This is a genomic window from Parabacteroides sp. AF21-43, assembly GCF_003635435.1.
In the GTDB taxonomy this organism is placed as follows: domain Bacteria; phylum Bacteroidota; class Bacteroidia; order Bacteroidales; family Tannerellaceae; genus Parabacteroides; species Parabacteroides distasonis.
Genome location: NZ_QTMG01000007.1, coordinates 40,791 through 56,565, shown reverse-complemented (window position 1 = coordinate 56,565; position 15,775 = coordinate 40,791). Strand labels below are relative to the sequence as shown.

Annotated in this window: 16 protein-coding genes and 8 tRNA genes; 16 read left to right on the top strand and 8 right to left on the bottom strand. The window is 42.7% G+C overall.

Annotation, left to right across the window (positions count from 1 at the left end):
* Positions 1–6: 6 nt before the first annotated feature.
* Positions 7–696, bottom strand: a complete 690-nt coding sequence (cmk, locus tag DWX84_RS07160; protein WP_057327887.1) for a (d)CMP kinase — start codon at positions 694–696, stop codon at positions 7–9.
* Between the two features lie 20 nt (positions 697–716).
* The gene (gene porQ / locus DWX84_RS07155) at positions 717–1,727 is read right to left on the bottom strand and encodes a type IX secretion system protein PorQ (RefSeq protein ID WP_008772632.1); all 1,011 of its coding nucleotides are present in this window, start codon (positions 1,725–1,727) and stop codon (positions 717–719) included.
* A 206-nt stretch (positions 1,728–1,933) separates the two neighbouring features.
* On the opposite strand from porQ, the gene DWX84_RS07150 reads away from it, so the two are divergent.
* The 8 genes from DWX84_RS07150 (at position 1,934) to DWX84_RS07115 (ending at position 7,093) form a co-directional block, all read left to right on the top strand.
* Positions 1,934–2,626: an energy transducer TonB gene (locus tag DWX84_RS07150; protein WP_048928203.1), complete on the top strand. Its 693-nt coding sequence runs from the start codon at positions 1,934–1,936 to the stop codon at positions 2,624–2,626.
* Between the two features lie 80 nt (positions 2,627–2,706).
* Complete coding sequence (locus DWX84_RS07145; protein ID WP_005867931.1) at positions 2,707–3,681, top strand: polyprenyl synthetase family protein; 975 nt, start codon at positions 2,707–2,709, stop codon at positions 3,679–3,681.
* Between the two features lie 3 nt (positions 3,682–3,684).
* On the top strand, positions 3,685–4,470 hold the full coding sequence (locus DWX84_RS07140) for a TatD family hydrolase (protein ID WP_048928151.1): 786 nt from the start codon (positions 3,685–3,687) through the stop codon (positions 4,468–4,470).
* 147 nt (positions 4,471–4,617) lie between these two features.
* Positions 4,618–4,705 (top strand) — tRNA-Ser (locus DWX84_RS07135).
* Positions 4,706–4,785: 80 nt separating this feature from the next.
* On the top strand, positions 4,786–5,520 hold the full coding sequence (locus DWX84_RS07130) for a MotA/TolQ/ExbB proton channel family protein (RefSeq protein ID WP_122377456.1): 735 nt from the start codon (positions 4,786–4,788) through the stop codon (positions 5,518–5,520).
* A 9-nt stretch (positions 5,521–5,529) separates the two neighbouring features.
* Positions 5,530–6,003 carry a hypothetical protein gene (locus DWX84_RS07125; RefSeq protein ID WP_005867928.1) on the top strand — a complete coding sequence of 158 codons (474 nt, stop codon included), beginning with the start codon at positions 5,530–5,532 and terminating at the stop codon, positions 6,001–6,003.
* 32 nt (positions 6,004–6,035) lie between these two features.
* Positions 6,036–6,626: a biopolymer transporter ExbD gene (locus DWX84_RS07120; RefSeq protein ID WP_005858924.1), complete on the top strand. Its 591-nt coding sequence runs from the start codon at positions 6,036–6,038 to the stop codon at positions 6,624–6,626.
* Positions 6,626–7,093, top strand: a complete 468-nt coding sequence (locus DWX84_RS07115; protein ID WP_005867927.1) for a biopolymer transporter ExbD — start codon at positions 6,626–6,628, stop codon at positions 7,091–7,093. Before DWX84_RS07120 ends, DWX84_RS07115 begins: the two co-directional genes overlap by 1 nt.
* 56 nt (positions 7,094–7,149) lie before the next feature.
* Here the strand turns inward: DWX84_RS07115 and DWX84_RS07110 are convergent, their stop codons facing one another.
* Positions 7,150–7,698 carry a GNAT family N-acetyltransferase gene (locus DWX84_RS07110; protein WP_048928150.1) on the bottom strand — a complete coding sequence of 183 codons (549 nt, stop codon included), beginning with the start codon at positions 7,696–7,698 and terminating at the stop codon, positions 7,150–7,152.
* Positions 7,699–7,842: 144 nt separating this feature from the next.
* Between DWX84_RS07110 and DWX84_RS07105 the strand changes: the two genes are divergently transcribed.
* Positions 7,843–8,313, top strand: coding sequence for an Lrp/AsnC family transcriptional regulator (locus tag DWX84_RS07105; protein WP_005858930.1), 471 nt, complete (start codon positions 7,843–7,845; stop codon positions 8,311–8,313).
* 83 nt (positions 8,314–8,396) lie between these two features.
* On the opposite strand, the gene asnS is transcribed toward DWX84_RS07105, so the two are convergent.
* The 3 genes from asnS to purB are packed head-to-tail and all read right to left on the bottom strand — an operon-like array spanning position 8,397 to position 12,709.
* On the bottom strand, positions 8,397–9,803 hold the full coding sequence (gene asnS / locus DWX84_RS07100; protein ID WP_008772638.1) for an asparagine--tRNA ligase: 1,407 nt from the start codon (positions 9,801–9,803) through the stop codon (positions 8,397–8,399).
* A gap of 15 nt (positions 9,804–9,818) precedes the next feature.
* A complete protein-coding gene (locus tag DWX84_RS07095) occupies positions 9,819–11,306 on the bottom strand; it encodes a pseudouridine synthase (protein ID WP_048928149.1) in 1,488 nt (495 codons plus the stop codon).
* Between the two features lie 59 nt (positions 11,307–11,365).
* Complete coding sequence (gene purB, locus DWX84_RS07090; protein WP_005867921.1) at positions 11,366–12,709, bottom strand: adenylosuccinate lyase; 1,344 nt, start codon at positions 12,707–12,709, stop codon at positions 11,366–11,368.
* A gap of 235 nt (positions 12,710–12,944) precedes the next feature.
* Between purB and DWX84_RS07085 the strand changes: the two genes are divergently transcribed.
* The 7 genes from DWX84_RS07085 to DWX84_RS07055 all read left to right on the top strand — a co-directional run bounded on the left by DWX84_RS07085 (position 12,945) and on the right by DWX84_RS07055 (position 13,667).
* Positions 12,945–13,019 (top strand) — tRNA-Val (locus DWX84_RS07085).
* 33 nt (positions 13,020–13,052) lie between these two features.
* Positions 13,053–13,127, top strand: a tRNA-Val gene (locus tag DWX84_RS07080).
* Between the two features lie 33 nt (positions 13,128–13,160).
* Positions 13,161–13,235 (top strand) — tRNA-Val (locus tag DWX84_RS07075).
* 33 nt (positions 13,236–13,268) lie between these two features.
* Positions 13,269–13,343 (top strand) — tRNA-Val (locus DWX84_RS07070).
* A gap of 33 nt (positions 13,344–13,376) precedes the next feature.
* Positions 13,377–13,451 (top strand) — tRNA-Val (locus tag DWX84_RS07065).
* A gap of 33 nt (positions 13,452–13,484) precedes the next feature.
* A tRNA-Val gene (locus DWX84_RS07060) sits at positions 13,485–13,559 on the top strand.
* A 33-nt stretch (positions 13,560–13,592) separates the two neighbouring features.
* Positions 13,593–13,667: transfer RNA gene (locus DWX84_RS07055), tRNA-Val, on the top strand.
* Between the two features lie 69 nt (positions 13,668–13,736).
* Here the strand turns inward: DWX84_RS07055 and DWX84_RS07050 are convergent.
* Entirely contained in the window at positions 13,737–14,177 is a 441-nt protein-coding gene (locus DWX84_RS07050) for a DoxX family protein (RefSeq protein WP_005867918.1), read from the bottom strand.
* A 1,124-nt stretch (positions 14,178–15,301) separates the two neighbouring features.
* The gene (locus DWX84_RS22165) at positions 15,302–15,700 is read right to left on the bottom strand and encodes a lipocalin family protein (protein WP_048928147.1); all 399 of its coding nucleotides are present in this window, start codon (positions 15,698–15,700) and stop codon (positions 15,302–15,304) included.
* Positions 15,701–15,775: the final 75 nt, after the last annotated feature.

The window sequence follows — 15,775 nt, the reverse complement described above, 5'->3', positions numbered from 1 at the left end:
ACTCGTTTATGAACCGATCGCTTTATGATATTGTTCCAGCAACCAAGCCTTTTGCTCGTCCAAGGTCATATGGGAATTATCCAGCACCAAGGCATCATCCGCCTGTCTCAAAGGACTTTCCTCCCGGGTTGAATCTATATAATCCCGCTTCTTCACATTCTCCAGCACTTCCTCGTAAGAAGCGGGGATCCCCTTCGCCTCCAGCTCATCGACCCGGCGCTTGGCACGTACCTCCGGCGAGGCCGTCACGAAAAGCTTCAACTCCGCATCCGGGAATACGACCGTACCGATATCACGGCCATCCATCACGATGCCTTTCGCCTTCCCCATCTCTTGTTGCTTAGCGACCAACGCACGGCGCACAAAGCCTAGAGTGGCTATCGGACTCACTTTATCCGCCACTTCCATGCCACGGATCTCTTTCTCTACATTCACACCGTTCAAATAGGTATCTGGCCGGCCGGTCTCCGCGTTCAAACGAAATGAAATATCGATATCATGGATAGAAGCCTTCAGCTCTTCCTCCTTAATCTTCTCTCCCTCAAAAAATCCATGCTGGATGCAATACAAAGTCACGGCCCGATACATGGCACCCGTATCGATATACGTATATCCGATCTCCTTGGCAAGATCTTTTGCCATGGTACTTTTGCCACTGGAAGAGTGGCCGTCTATAGCGATAACTATTTTCTTCATATATATATTAATGTATAGGTTTATTCTGTCACCTTCTTAAAATCGGCCAAGGTCGTAGATACGCTAATCATCATCGACATGGCGGACGGATGATATTTCGCCAGCGAGAAGCCCACGTCAAACATCTTGATCCTTACGCCTGCGCCAGCCGAGAAGCCGGAGAAACTTCCCCCGCCTTTCAACTTCATATCCATATTGACCTTCGGATTGAATCCTACGCCCACCCAAAAGTTCTCGGACGGGATAAAATCCACGCCGATGATAAAATGCTTCGCCAACGTCTTAACGAAAGAATCCCCGTCATACTCTTTATCCGTATTATCGATATAATCGAACTTCCAACGGTTCAAGTATTGGGCCGTCAAAGAAAAACGAATCGGGGCATGCGCCATTTTCTGCGTGATACCCATCTGGATATCCCAAGGCATCTTTTGTCGCTCATCCTCGTAAGCTTTCAGTTGCGCGCCGATATTCTTCAAGGCGAAACCAAAAGAAAAACCCTTATCCGAATTATAATAACTCAATCCCGCATCCACGCATAAACCGATAGAGGTATAATCAGCCAAGCCCGAATACAAGAACTTCAACGACAATCCACCCCGCCAACGCTCGCTCAAGTCGCGGGAGTAGAAACCATTTACGCTGATATCTTTCGCCGAAAGACTCGCTCCGGTCACGACATTATCCGGCAACACCTCCTGGATATCGCCATAGCTTATAAACGTAGCGCCTACGCCCCAAGCCCCTTTCTCGCCATGCGCTTTCGTGAACAAGGCACTCCCTACGTTGATATCCGAGATGTAATTCATATAATTCAAGTTGATCATCCCATCCATCTCCGCGCCTAGCAACGCCGGATTATGGAAAATAAGTGAAGGATCTCTTTCTACCAACGCCACGGTATGCCCACCCAAGGCGTTAGCCCGGGTCGAGGTCGGAAAACGTAAGAAAGTATACGCCTCGCTCCCGTTTTGCGCTGAGACAGACAGTGTAACAACGAATAAAATCAGTATAAATAGTTTATTTCTCATATTTTCATGCAAAAAATCGTTCAAAGATACATTAATTCGGAAAAATGTTTTTACTTTACACCCGCAAATCTCAGAAATACGGATTTCACATTAACAGAAACGGGAAAAATGCCAAAAAGGTATATAATCGCTCTCATTTTTGTTTGATATATGAAATAATTTGTATTTTTGCAGAAGTGAAAAACACTTATAATTATTATAAACGTATGGAAATTAAAAAATCACCGAAAGCGGACCTTGAGAAAGGTAAGACCCTAAGCATCCTTATGGGATTTGTAGTGGGCTTAGCTGTCTTGTTCGTGGGCTTCGAATGGAGTACCCGCGATGTAATGGTCGTTCAGGCTAGCGAGGGTGTAGCAGACATCATCGCTGAGGAAGAAGTGGAAATCACGAGACCGGAGAATACGCCTCCTCCACCTCCACCACCTCCAGCACCAGTTGTAACCGAGGTTTTGAACGTTGTTGAAGATGACGTTGAATTGGAACAGCAGGATATCTTATCATCAGAGGATGACCAAACCTCAGCGCAGGAGGCTGTTTATACTCCCCCCGCAGTTGTAGAAGAGGAAGAAGAGTCCGCACAACAGATCTTTACAGTTGTAGAAGAAATGCCGAAGTTCCCCGGTGGAGACGCAGAATTGCTGAAGTTTATCGCTAAATCAATCAAGTATCCGGTAATCGCACAGGAAAACGGTATCCAAGGTCGTGTAATCTGCGCATTCGTGGTTAACCGAGACGGATCAGTAGTAGACGCTGAGGTATTACGTGGTGTAGACCCATCATTGGACAAAGAGGCTCTTCGTGTGATCGGTACCATGCCTAAATGGACTCCGGGTAAGCAGAGAGGTAAACCAGTACGTGTTAAGTATACTGTGCCTATCACGTTCAGATTGCAATAGTATAACATTAAACATATCAAAAAGGCTGCTTCATTTTCGCAGCCTTTTTTTATTTCATAACTCCATTAATTGATACAGCTATGTTAGCATTCGAGAATATACTTCAAAGAATAAAAAGCGAGATCTCTCAACTACAATTCACCAATCCTCCCAAGAGCTTATACGAGCCGATAGAGTACATCTTGTCCCTCGGAGGAAAAAGAATACGTCCGGCGTTAACGTTGATGGCATGTAATATATATAATAATAGTATAGAGAATGCGATCAAGCCCGCTTTAGGTCTGGAAGTTTTCCATAACTTCACCTTGCTGCACGACGACCTGATGGATGAAGCTGATAAAAGAAGGAACAAACCTACCGTACACAAGGTATGGAATGCCAATACGGCGATTCTTTCCGGAGATGCGATGCTAATAGCGGCTTATCAATTAATCGGATCAACGGAACACGGCCACCTCAAACAAGTGTTGGATTTATTTACGCAAACCGCAGCGGAAATATGTGGCGGCCAACAATTCGACATGGAATTCGAGTCTCGCATGGATGTAAGCGAGGAAGAATACATCGAGATGATCCGGCTAAAGACAGCCGTACTACTGGCCTGCGCCCTTAAAACAGGTGCCTTACTCGGAGGTGCCTCACAGAAAGACGCAGACCATTTATATGCGTTTGGTATTAATATTGGTCTAGCGTTTCAACTGCAAGATGATTTACTAGATGTATATGGTGACACCGCCACTTTCGGGAAAAACATTGGCGGCGATATCCTTTGCAACAAGAAAACATTCTTATTGATCAACGCTCTCAGACTGGCCAATAAAGAACAAGCGGAAGCTCTCCGTAGCTGGATGGATAAAAAAGAATTCGACCCGGCTCAAAAGATACAGGCATTCACCTCTATCTACAACGAATTGCAGCTAAAACAATTAACAGAAAATAAAATCCAAGCCTATTACGACGCATCCGTAGAGAACTTAAACGCTTTACAAGTCGCCCCCGAAAAATTAACGATCCTAAAAGAGGTTTGTGATCATTTAATGCATAGACAATCCTAATCCATGAGCTTAATAGACACACATTGCCATTTATATCTGGAGGATTTCGATCCGGAGCAAGACGAACTGGCTCAAAAAGCAAAAGACTCAGGTATCGACACCCTGCTTCTGCCAAACGTAGACCTGACGACGATTGACAGAATGCACGATTTATGCGATCGATACCCAGAGTTCGCTTTCCCTATGATGGGATTGCATCCGACCAGTGTGGATAGCAATTATATCGATATCCTAAAACAAACGGAATCCTATCTATCTAAACGTACTTATTGCGGTATCGGTGAAATCGGGATCGATCTATATTGGGATAAGACTTATTTGAAGGAGCAACAAATCGTTTTCGAGGAACAACTGCGTTGGAGCATCGATCTGAACCTGCCCGTAGCCATCCATACCCGTGACGCATATCCGGAAGTTCTGGAATGCATACATAAAGTCGGAGCGGAAAGACTTAAGGGCGTATTTCATAGTTTTACCGGCACAACGGAAGAGCTGGAAGAAATAAAGAAACTGCCCACCTTCAAGATCGGGATAAACGGGGTTGTCACCTTTAAAAATTCAAAACTGTCCGAAGTCATCCGGCAAACGGATCTTGAAAAGATACTCTTGGAAACAGATGCCCCCTATCTTTCACCAGTCCCCTACAGAGGTAGACGGAATGAGCCTACTTACATATGGAAGACGGCCGAGAAAGTGGCGGAAACATTCGGCCTCACGCTAGAGGAAACCGTAAACGCTACTCGAAAAAACACATTAGAATTGTTTAAAAGCCTAAATAAACCCATATAGACACTTTTTTTCGAATGAAGTCAAAATTTATTTCGCGGATATTGTGTATATGTCAAGCAAAAACTATAGATTTGTGCACTGAAAAGATTGCATATGGGAATTTTTTCGTATTTTGCGGTCGTTTTAGAAGAAGCTAGGCGAATAATTGGAGAGATGCTCGAGTGGTTGAAGAGGCACGCCTGGAAAGCGTGTAAACCCCTAAAGGGTTTCGCGGGTTCGAATCCCGCTCTCTCCGCAGTGGAGAATACCATGAATTAATTAACAATAAAATAAAAACAAATAAGAGAATTATTAATCTTAAAAATTAAACACACAATGAAAAAGTTATTTGCAAAAGCATTCTTGGGTTTATGTGCCCTTGGAACTTCTACCGTAGCATTCGCACAGGATGCGGCTCCAGCAATTGAAGGAGGTCTGTATCAAGCATTAAAGACAAAGTTTATCGAAGGTGGTGCCGACTTCATGAGTTTGGTCGCTATCGCTTTGATTTTCGGTTTGGCATTCTGCTTAGAGAGAATTATCTACTTAAACTTGGCTGAGACAAACTCCAGCAAACTGTTGAAAGGTATTGAGGATGCTTTAGACAAAGGTGATGTTGAAGGCGCTAAAGCTATCGCTCGCGACACAAGAGGCCCTATCGCTTCTATCGCTTACCAAGGATTGATGAGAATTGACCAAGGTATCGACGTTGTAGAGAAATCTATCGTTTCTTACGGTGGTGTTCAAGGCGGTCTTTTGGAAAAGAATATGTCTTGGATCACATTGTTTATCGCAATGGCTCCGTCTTTGGGATTCTTGGGTACTGTAGTAGGTATGATCATGGCGTTCGATAAAATCGAGCAAGTTGGTGATATCAGCCCGACGGTTGTAGCAGGTGGTATGAAAGTGGCCTTGATTACTACTGTAGGTGGTTTGATCGTAGCCCTGATTCTTCAGGTATTCTATAACTATTTGTTAAGCAAATTGGAGGCTATTTTGAACCAGATGGAAGATGCTTCTATCTCTTTGCTTGACTTGGTTATCAAATACAACGTCAAATTCAAAAAATAATAACGAATTATGGCAGTTACTAAAATAAGAAAAATATCCAGTTGGACTTTACTGATAAGTTCTATTATCAGTATCATTGTGCTGGGTATGTTTTATGCGGGTGGAGTCGTTGACCCTGCCGCAGAAATGAAAGAACCCATCTATACAGGGTTATTGATTAACTGGACTTCTGTATTGTTCTTCGTGACAATCATCAGTACAGTATTGTTTGCGGTTTGGCAATTCTTGACTTTGCTGAAGACTAACGCTAAATCAGCTATCATGTCTTTGGTAGTATTAGTTTGTTTCGTAGCCGTATTGTTCATCACCTATACAATGGGTGACGCGACTCCTTTAGCAGGCTTGAACGCAGACTCTCAAGTTTACAATACTCCGGGTTGGTTAAAGATCACAGACATGTGGATCATGTCTACAATCGTACTTTTGGTTCTGATCGTAGCATGTGTAGTTTGGGGTTCTGTAAAGAGAATCATGGGTAAATAATAGTAATAACGAACTGATAAAACAAGAAAGAAATGGGTAAGAAAAGAAAGACACCGGGTATCAATGGTTCTTCTTCGGCCGATATCGCTTTCATGTTGCTTATCTTCTTCCTTATTACTACATCAATGGATACAGATAAAGGTTTGGCAAGACGTTTGCCGCCCCCTGTACCTAAAGATCAGAAGAACGATACCGATGTTGACATCAAAAAGAGAAACTTGTTGGTTGTATTGATCAACAGTAATAACCAGATTCTCTGTGGTGATCAATTTGTCGATATCAAGCAATTGAAAGAAAGAATCAAAGAGTTCATTGATAATCCTTACAATGACGAACATAAGCCTGAACGTGTTGAGGCTGATGTTCCATTCTTCGGAAAGATGATGGTAACGAAGAACCACGTAATTTCTTTACAGAATGACCGTGGTACCGAATACCAAGCTTATATCGATGTGCAGAATGAAATCGCGGCTGCTTATAACGAATTGAGAAATAAGGTTTCTAAGGAAAAATTCGGGAAGAATTTCGCTGATTTGGACGAAGAACAACAAAAAGCTGTACAGCAGATTTATCCGCAAAAGATATCAGAAGCTGAACCTAAAAATTATGGAGGTAAAAAGTAATGGGAAAGTTTAGTAAAGCGGGCGGTCGTGAAATGCCCGAATTGAATACATCATCATTACCTGACTTGGTGTTCGCTTTCTTGTTCTTCATCATGATGGTAACATCTATGCGTGAGGTAACATTGAAAGTAGAGTTCCATGCTCCACAAGCTACAGAGCTTCAAAAATTGGAGAAGAAATCTTTGGTTACATTTATCTATGTAGGTAAGCCGACTAGAGATTTGAGAGCGAAGATGGGTTCTGAGACTCGTATCCAGTTGAATGACGCTTTTGCAGAGACTTCGGAAATTCAGGATTATATCGCACAAGAAAAGTCCAGTATGAAAGAAGAGGACCAGCCGTTTATGACAGTTTCTATTAAGGCTGATAAAGAGACCAAGATGGGAACGATCACCGATATCAAGCAGGCTCTTCGTGAGGCATACGCATTGAAGATTAGTTATTCCGCAGCACAACGTGTAGAGTAATAATTATTCAGATATAGCATTATAAAAAGGGGCGGGATTTATTTCCCGCCCCTTTTTTATTCCACTCCATAAACGTTTTGGTGAATAATGGTCTTAACTCGCTCAAAAGATCGCTCCAGATCAAGCTCCCCATGAGTCATCAAACGCATTTCTAAAAATGCCTCTCCCTTACGATAGGGAGGTTGGAAATATACATGGTGATCCAAGACAAACCCCAGACGTTCATAAAAACCGATTCTACGTTTACTCATCTCCTCTGTCGGCATCTCTACCTCTAAGACAACCGGATCTTCGTGGAGAGCTAAAAAACTTGTCATTGCTTTTGCTCCGATTCCTCCGTTACGAGCGGACTCGTCGATTGCGAAATGCTCCGCATAAACAAAGCCCTCAAATTGCCATCCCGTAATGAAACCCACATAAATACCATCCCGTAGCAAGGCATACATCTCGAAACGGCTATCTTCCTCCAAAAGCTTACGTACCAAAGAGAAATCACGACGCTCTTCCTCGGGGAAAGAACTAGTATATGTTTTCTCTACTAGATCCAATAAAGGATCGGCTATCTCCCGGACAGGCTTACTAATTATTACATGATCTTCGCTCATAAAAAAAATACTTAATAATTGAATAAAGAATGCTTACAAAATCAAAATAATCTACCATAATCTTTAGGTGATTATAAGATTATCATTATATTTGTATTAAATATGAAAGATATAATCTAACAGTAATACAAATATACTGAATATATGGCACATCATCAACTAGATGAACTGGACGAGAAGATACTTAAACTAATCATCGGCAATGCGCGTATGCCATTTTTGGAAGTAGCGAGGGAATGTAACGTATCCGGAGCGGCTATTCATCAACGCATACAAAAGCTGACTAATTTAGGGGTTATCAAAGGTTCAGAATTCATCGTGGATAACACAAAAGTTGGGTATGAAACTTGCGCATATATGGGGTTATTCCTAAAGTCTCCCGGACAATTTCCAAGCGTTACCGAAGCGCTGTTGCAGATACCGGAAGTCGTGGAATGCCATTATACAACGGGGCAATACGACCTGTTTATAAAAATATACGCAAAGAACAACCAGCATTTGCTAAGCATCATCCACAACAAGCTTCAACCATTGGGCTTGGCTCGCACCGAATCGCTTATATCCTTTAAGGAGGCATTCAAAAGGCAAATTCCTATTGATCTGGACGACGATTAAACAAAGGAAGCTATATAAGAAAAGGGTCCGTAATCCGGTTGAAACCGGTTACGAACCCTTTTTATCATGATCACTAAGCGCTATTAGAACTCAGCGTTATTCGGTGTACGCGGGAAAGGTATCACGTCACGGATATTTCCCATACCCGTAACGAACAACAAAAGACGCTCAAAGCCCAAACCGAAACCAGAGTGAGGCACCGTACCAAAACGGCGAGTATCTAAGTACCACCACATATCCTTCATCGGGATGCCCAATTCGTCAATACGACTCATTAGCTTATCATAGTCAGCCTCACGCTCGGAACCGCCGATGATCTCTCCGATCTTCGGGAATAATACGTCCATCGCACGTACCGTCTTTCCATCCTCGTTTTGCTTCATATAAAAAGCCTTGATCTCTTTCGGGTAATCCGTTAAAATTACAGGACGTTTGAAGTGATCCTCCACTAAGAAACGTTCGTGCTCGGAAGCCAAATCTACACCCCAATAAACAGGGAACTCAAATTTATGTCCTTTAGCGACAGCCTCTTCCAATATCTTGATTCCTTCAGTGTACGGCAAGCGAACGAATGAGTCTTTCAAGACCCCTTCCAGACGAGCGATCAATTCCTTATCGAACATATCGTTCAAGAACTTGATATCCTCCATACAGTTATCCAACGCCCATTGTACGCAATATTTAATGAACTCCTCGGCCAACTCCATATTGTCCGTGATATCATTAAAAGCGACTTCCGGCTCAATCATCCAGAATTCCGCCAAATGACGAGGCGTATTTGAGTTCTCCGCACGGAACGTAGGGCCAAACGTATAAATCTGTCCCAAGGCTGTAGCAGCCAACTCTCCCTCCAACTGTCCGGAAACCGTCAAGCTAGCCTGCTTGCCGAAGAAGTCGTCCTCATAAATGATAGAGCCGTTCTCATCCTTTTTCAAGTCGTACAAATTCTTGGTAGTAACTTGGAACATCTGTCCGGCACCCTCACAGTCGGAAGCCGTGATGATCGGCGTATGGAAATAGAAAAAGCCTCTATCATGGAAAAACTTATGGATAGCGTAAGCCATATTATGACGAATACGGAATACCGCTCCAAATGTATTCGTACGAGGACGCAAATGAGCGATCTCACGCAAAAACTCCATGGAGTGTCCTTTTTTCTGCAATGGATAAGTAGCTGGATCAGCCGTACCGAAGATCTCAATCTCGGTAGCCTGTATCTCCACATTTTGCCCCTTACCTTGGGATTGTGTCAAGATACCATTTACGCTGATACTAGCTCCCGTGGTAATCGGTTTCAAGAACTCATCACCCAATTTATCTACATCCACAACGATCTGAACATTATTAATTGTAGAACCGTCATTCAAGGCGATAAAATTCACCTGTTTGCTACCACGGCGGGTACGTACCCATCCTTTCACATTCACGGTAGTACCGAAAGCGTCGCTTTTCAGCACGTCTACAATTTTTGTTCGTTTAATTGTTTCCATCTGTATCGTTTTTTGTTATTCGAAAGCTCCCATCCTAAGAGCGTTCACTTCCCTTTCATTTAAGTAACGCCATTTACCGCGGCCTAAGTTCTTCTTAGTCAAACCGGCGAAATAAACACGATCCAATTTCGTCACATGATATCCCAACGATTCGAAAATACGGCGCACGATACGGTTACGGCCGGAATGGATCTCTATACCCACTTGGCTCTTATCGTCCTCGCTAGCATAGCTGATAGCGTCCGCATGGATCTCTCCATCCTCAAGCTCAAGGCCGTTGGCGATTTTCTCCATATCCTCGATAGCCACGTTCTTATCCAACCACACATGGTAGATCTTCTTCTTCTTGAAAGATGGGTGAGTCAATTTAGAAGCTAAATCACCATCGTTCGTCAACAACAAGACTCCTGTCGTATTTCGGTCCAAACGGCCTACCGGATAAATACGTTCTTGGCAGGCGTTCTTCACCAAATCCATTACCGTCAGGCGTTCTTGAGGATCATCAGAAGTCGTTACGCAATTCTTCGGCTTGTTTAATACAATATATACTTTGCTCTCGATCTGAACCGGCTTCTCGTTAAATGTAACAACATCTTGACGAGTAATCTTAGTACCCAATTCCGTTACCACGACATCGTTTACCTTAACAGCTCCTTTCTGGATAAACTCATCAGCCTCACGACGAGAACAAACACCAGCGTTAGATAAGAATTTGTTCAAACGAATCGGTTCGTTTGGATCCGCCAAGACTTCCTTATACTTGATCTGTTTCGGACGAACGTTGTATCCCTGCGATCTTTGGAAGCCACCTCCTCCACCGGGACGGCGATTATTATTGTAAGAAGGACGGCGATTATTTCCATATCCACCACCCCCTTGACGATTACCGCCATAAGAGTTATCGTTACCATACGAACGTCTGGGTGCGTAACCGTCCCCGCCGCTTGAACGTGAATCATTGTAATCAACCCGGGTATCACCTACTCTAGGTCTTCTTTTCTTCATACCATCCGCAGACATTCCCTCTCCGGAAGGACTAGCGGAATAAGCCTTTGCCGGTCCATCATAATTAGGACGAGACGGACGATTGTATTGCCCTCCTCCATTCCCATATGACGGGCGGTTATTTCCATAAGACGAGCGGCCGCTGTTGTAGCCACCTTCACGGTTGTTGCCATAAGACGGGCGATTATTTCCATACCCACCTTCGCGATTGTTGCCATAAGATGGACGACTATTACCATAGCCCCCCTCACGGTTGTTGCCATACCCGCCTTCACGGTTATTATCGTAAGAACGCGGACGGCTCGGACGATCCCCGTATGAAGGACGGTTATTTTCTCCATAAGACCGATACGGTCTACGTTCATAGCTACCCTCAGGTTTATTATAACCCTGATTGTAAGGTCTTCTTTCACCTTCTTGGTCTGTGTTTTCCCGTCTGATACTTGGTATCACTTTTTTTGGACGCGGTTGAGATTCATCTCTTTCTTCTGTACTCATTTGTTATAAATTAAACAATGGTTAAAAACTTGGTAGCCTCACGGCTACCTGTATTATCACTAAATTCCTGTATAATTATGAGGCGTTATAGCCCTTAATTCATCTTTAATCCGGTCGCTAACATTCAAGGTTTCGATAAATTCCTTGATAGATTGCTCCGTAACAGTCTGGTTCGTACGTGTCAAAGCTTTTAATGCCTCGTAAGGCTTCGGATAACCCTCACGGCGTAAGACCGTCTGGATACCCTCGGCTACCACAGCCCAGCAATTATTCAAATCCCTACTTAGGGCGCTCTCGTTCAATAACAATTTACCCAAGCCTTTTGTTAAGCTCTTGAAGGCAATTTCTATATGTGCCAAAGGCACGCCTACATTTCTCAACACGGTAGAATCCGTCAAGTCTCTTTGTAAACGAGATACCGGCAATTTCGTAGCCAAATGCTCTAAAATAGCGTTAGCGATCCCTAGATTACCCTCAGCGTTCTCGAAATCAATCGGGTTCACCTTATGTGGCATAGCAGACGAACCGATCTCACCCGCCTTGATCTTTTGCTTGAAATACTCCATGGAGATATATTGCCAGAAGTCACGATTCAAGTCGATCAAGATCGTATTGATACGCTTCAAGCCATCGAAGATCGCTGCCAGATTATCATAATTAGAGATCTGGGTAGTCCACTCCTCACGTTTCAAGCCTAACACCTCACTAACGAACTTATTACCGAATGCCCTCCAATCATATTCCGGATACGCTACATGATGCGCATTGAAGTTTCCTGTAGCACCACCGAATTTAGCGGAGATAGGAACGGCCTTTAACAATGCCAACTGTTGCTCCAAACGGTAAACAAAGACCATCACCTCCTTACCCAAACGAGTCGGAGATGCCGGTTGCCCATGTGTCTTAGCCAACATCGGGATATCCATCCATTCCTCGGCGTATTTTTTCAAGGCGCCGATCACCTCTTCCAAACCCGGATAATACACCTCTTGCAAAGCGTCCTTGATCGATAAAGGCACAGATGTGTTATTAATATCCTGAGAAGTCAATCCAAAATGAATAAACTCGTGGTATTTCTCCGCAAGGAAATGATTTGTTTTTTCCTTAATAAAGTACTCCACCGCTTTCACATCGTGGTTTGTCACGCTCTCGATCTCCTTCACTCGTAAAGCGTCCTCCTCCGTAAACTCCTGATAAATCTTCCGGAGCCCCTTTTTTACTTCCGCCGCATTTAACTCGCTTAATTGCGGAAGAAACTCAGATAGAGTAATAAAATACTCGATCTCAACTCGCACCCTATACTTGATAAGTGCGTATTCTGAAAAATAAGCCGCCAGATTCTCAGCCTTATTCCTGTATCGCCCATCCACGGGCGAAATAGCAGTCAGTGTCGATAATACCATATACATTATTAATATAGAGTCGCAAAGTTAAGTCTTTTCCATTGAATAATAAGGTAAGCAATCGTTATTTTTAACTAAATGCCCCGTTTTTAGGACCATCAGACACTTACGTAGCCACATCCAAACAAAATTCATATTCATCCACATTTTTTCGTCAAAAAGTTTGGTGGTAATAAAAAAAGCCGTATCTTTGCAGCGCTTTAGAGAGATAAAGCGAACGAAAAATAAGTTTAAAGGGCGTTTAGCTCAGCTGGTTCAGAGCATCTGCCTTACAAGCAGAGGGTCGGCGGTTCGAATCCGTCAACGCCCACCTTTAAATTTATTATTTCACCGAAAGATTTTCGGGCGTTTAGCTCAGCTGGTTCAGAGCATCTGCCTTACAAGCAGAGGGTCGGCGGTTCGAATCCGTCAACGCCCACCTTTAAATTTATTATTTCACCGAAAGATTTTCGGGCGTTTAGCTCAGCTGGTTCAGAGCATCTGCCTTACAAGCAGAGGGTCGGCGGTTCGAATCCGTCAACGCCCACCTTTAAATTTATTATTTCACCGAAAGATTTTCGGGCGTTTAGCTCAGCTGGTTCAGAGCATCTGCCTTACAAGCAGAGGGTCGGCGGTTCGAATCCGTCAACGCCCACCTTTAAATTTATTATTTCACCGAAAGATTTTCGGGCGTTTAGCTCAGCTGGTTCAGAGCATCTGCCTTACAAGCAGAGGGTCGGCGGTTCGAATCCGTCAACGCCCACCTTTAAATTTATTATTTCACCGAAAGATTTTCGGGCGTTTAGCTCAGCTGGTTCAGAGCATCTGCCTTACAAGCAGAGGGTCGGCGGTTCGAATCCGTCAACGCCCACCTTTAAATTTATTATTTCACCGAAAGATCTTCGGGCGTTTAGCTCAGCTGGTTCAGAGCATCTGCCTTACAAGCAGAGGGTCGGCGGTTCGAATCCGTCAACGCCCACAGAAAATAGAGTCTGTTAATCTAATGATTAACAGACTTTTTTATTTATCCTCAACCGCACATTCACGCTTACTTCTGCTTTCGAGACAGAGGAACAGCTATCAGACGATCTAACGAGAATTTTCCGGGTCCCGTTATATACATCAGGATAAAAACCACCAAATAAATGAATGCTAACTCTTTCAAAGAAAATGGGTCATTCCCATGGATGACGAAAAAAGCCATTCCCATGGTAAAAATCATGGGGATCATCGCAAGCCGATAAAGGGCCCCGAATATAAAACCGATGGAACAAGCAAGCTCCCCAAATATCGCAAGGCCCAAAGATATTGAATGCCCTACACCTAACGGATCAGGAAATGAGGCCGACATACTATCGAAATTTGTCCACTTTTGCATCCCATGAGATAATAGTAATCCACCGAAAAGCAAACGAAGCGCCAACAATAGTAATGAAATAGCCGTTCCATCCGGCTTCATTGGAAAAAGAAATTTGTAAATTACTGACATACTCTTCTGTTTTTAATCTTATCATTCTGTCTTTTTGATTATAAAACAAAATCAAGTTAGGGTTAGTTCAGTAAATATCCGTTTATAATCGGGGCTAAACTAAAAAAGCCCCCTTGATTTTTCAATCAAAGAGACTTCCTTTCCTTCGTGACCCGGGTGGGACTCAAACCCACGACCTTCAGAACCGGAATCTGACGCTCTATTCAACTAAGCTACCTTGTTATCAACACTTTAATTATCTCTATATAAGTTCAGAGGTCAACTATAGGTCAACATTGAACTATGATGCAAATTTACTAAATATTCCATTCATAACGAAATCAACCAATGTAAATTAGACTGTACAAGTAGAGATTAATATGTAGGATACTCTAATTCACACACTATGAAATGAGCTTATTATAAGTCCATAACGCAGCCACAGCGATGCCTAATAGTAGATGATAAACAAGAATTGGCAAGAGTAAACTTCCCCATCCCAAACCACATATCAATCCTACCACAACTATAATGATATATAGGAGTAGCATTGTAGCTGCTGCTAACATAATACCTTGGCTTCCAGCTACGACATAATGAAACGGAGCATTAGGGGTTAGAGAATCTGTCTTGAGTGAATTGTTAGGTAATTCAGATCGTGTCATATGTAAATAGTATTAATTCGTAAGAAGTATATTCAAGTCTGGTTGTGAAATCTTGCATAGTGTATTAATCTTTGGTCTACATTACTGTAATAGTGAAGATGAGAGTATAAGAAACTGCATAAGAGTTCTCTCAAACACCATTCTTTAAAGAGGTATGAAATCCATTCATCCCATATATGAACTAATATTTAGTAATTCTGTACCTCATGCCATTTAGCCATTAACAGCCCACTTCACACCGGTTGGTTCAATTCTATGTCTTCAATCTAATCCTCTGTCAGACAGTCTGATTTAGCTTAATATCGTATGATATTTAGTTTGGTGGACTACTTTGAATTGACTAAATTTGTAGTAATTAATCAGTTAGTCAATTAGTATATCTGATTAACTCTCAACCTAAGATGTTTGTGTGAGATTAATGAAGGAAGGCGGCAAAGAGTAATCAATGCCGCCTTTGCTATTTTGTATCTGCCTTATCTACTATTCTACCCGCTGGTAAGAATAAGGTTTACCACGAGGAGTAACCCCATCATCATCTAAATCTTGAATGGATAAGGTTTCAGAATTTAATAAGAGTATCTCACCAATCACCCATTCGTCTTCGTCACTGAACATCTGGTATAGGAGATTATCTACTATCTTGTAAGTCCCATGTTCCTCATAATCCAATTCATCCGTACTGGTATAGCTGAATGTTCCGTCTTTCGTAAAGGTAACATGTGTATGCGTGTATCCCTTATCCACAGTCAATTTCCATGTACCAACGATAGATGGAGTGATCTCCTTATCTCCATCCTCCTTATCATCGCCACAAGCTACTAAGTTAATTGCTAACATGACCATTAATAAGGCCATTCCTAAATGTTTTAAATTCTTCATCCTTTTAATTACTAATTGTTATTATATCCAGTTTAAGAGAAGGTCTATGAGACATTCCATAAACCTTCTCTGCTA

Coding starts and splice junctions, on each gene's coding strand:
- DWX84_RS07105 (WP_005858930.1), top strand. CDS start 7,843: ATGGCACATCATCAACTAGATGAACTGGACGAGAAGATACTTAAACTA.
- DWX84_RS07125 (WP_005867928.1), top strand. CDS start 5,530: ATGGCAGTTACTAAAATAAGAAAAATATCCAGTTGGACTTTACTGATA.
- DWX84_RS07145 (WP_005867931.1), top strand. CDS start 2,707: ATGTTAGCATTCGAGAATATACTTCAAAGAATAAAAAGCGAGATCTCT.
- cmk (WP_057327887.1), bottom strand. CDS start 696: ATGAAGAAAATAGTTATCGCTATAGACGGCCACTCTTCCAGTGGCAAA.
- DWX84_RS07095 (WP_048928149.1), bottom strand. CDS start 11,306: ATGAGTACAGAAGAAAGAGATGAATCTCAACCGCGTCCAAAAAAAGTG.
- DWX84_RS07050 (WP_005867918.1), bottom strand. CDS start 14,177: ATGTCAGTAATTTACAAATTTCTTTTTCCAATGAAGCCGGATGGAACG.
- purB (WP_005867921.1), bottom strand. CDS start 12,709: ATGGTATTATCGACACTGACTGCTATTTCGCCCGTGGATGGGCGATAC.
- DWX84_RS07120 (WP_005858924.1), top strand. CDS start 6,036: ATGGGTAAGAAAAGAAAGACACCGGGTATCAATGGTTCTTCTTCGGCC.
- DWX84_RS07150 (WP_048928203.1), top strand. CDS start 1,934: ATGGAAATTAAAAAATCACCGAAAGCGGACCTTGAGAAAGGTAAGACC.
- porQ (WP_008772632.1), bottom strand. CDS start 1,727: ATGAGAAATAAACTATTTATACTGATTTTATTCGTTGTTACACTGTCT.
- asnS (WP_008772638.1), bottom strand. CDS start 9,803: ATGGAAACAATTAAACGAACAAAAATTGTAGACGTGCTGAAAAGCGAC.
- DWX84_RS07130 (WP_122377456.1), top strand. CDS start 4,786: ATGAAAAAGTTATTTGCAAAAGCATTCTTGGGTTTATGTGCCCTTGGA.
- DWX84_RS22165 (WP_048928147.1), bottom strand. CDS start 15,700: ATGAAGAATTTAAAACATTTAGGAATGGCCTTATTAATGGTCATGTTA.
- DWX84_RS07110 (WP_048928150.1), bottom strand. CDS start 7,698: ATGAGCGAAGATCATGTAATAATTAGTAAGCCTGTCCGGGAGATAGCC.
- DWX84_RS07115 (WP_005867927.1), top strand. CDS start 6,626: ATGGGAAAGTTTAGTAAAGCGGGCGGTCGTGAAATGCCCGAATTGAAT.
- DWX84_RS07140 (WP_048928151.1), top strand. CDS start 3,685: ATGAGCTTAATAGACACACATTGCCATTTATATCTGGAGGATTTCGAT.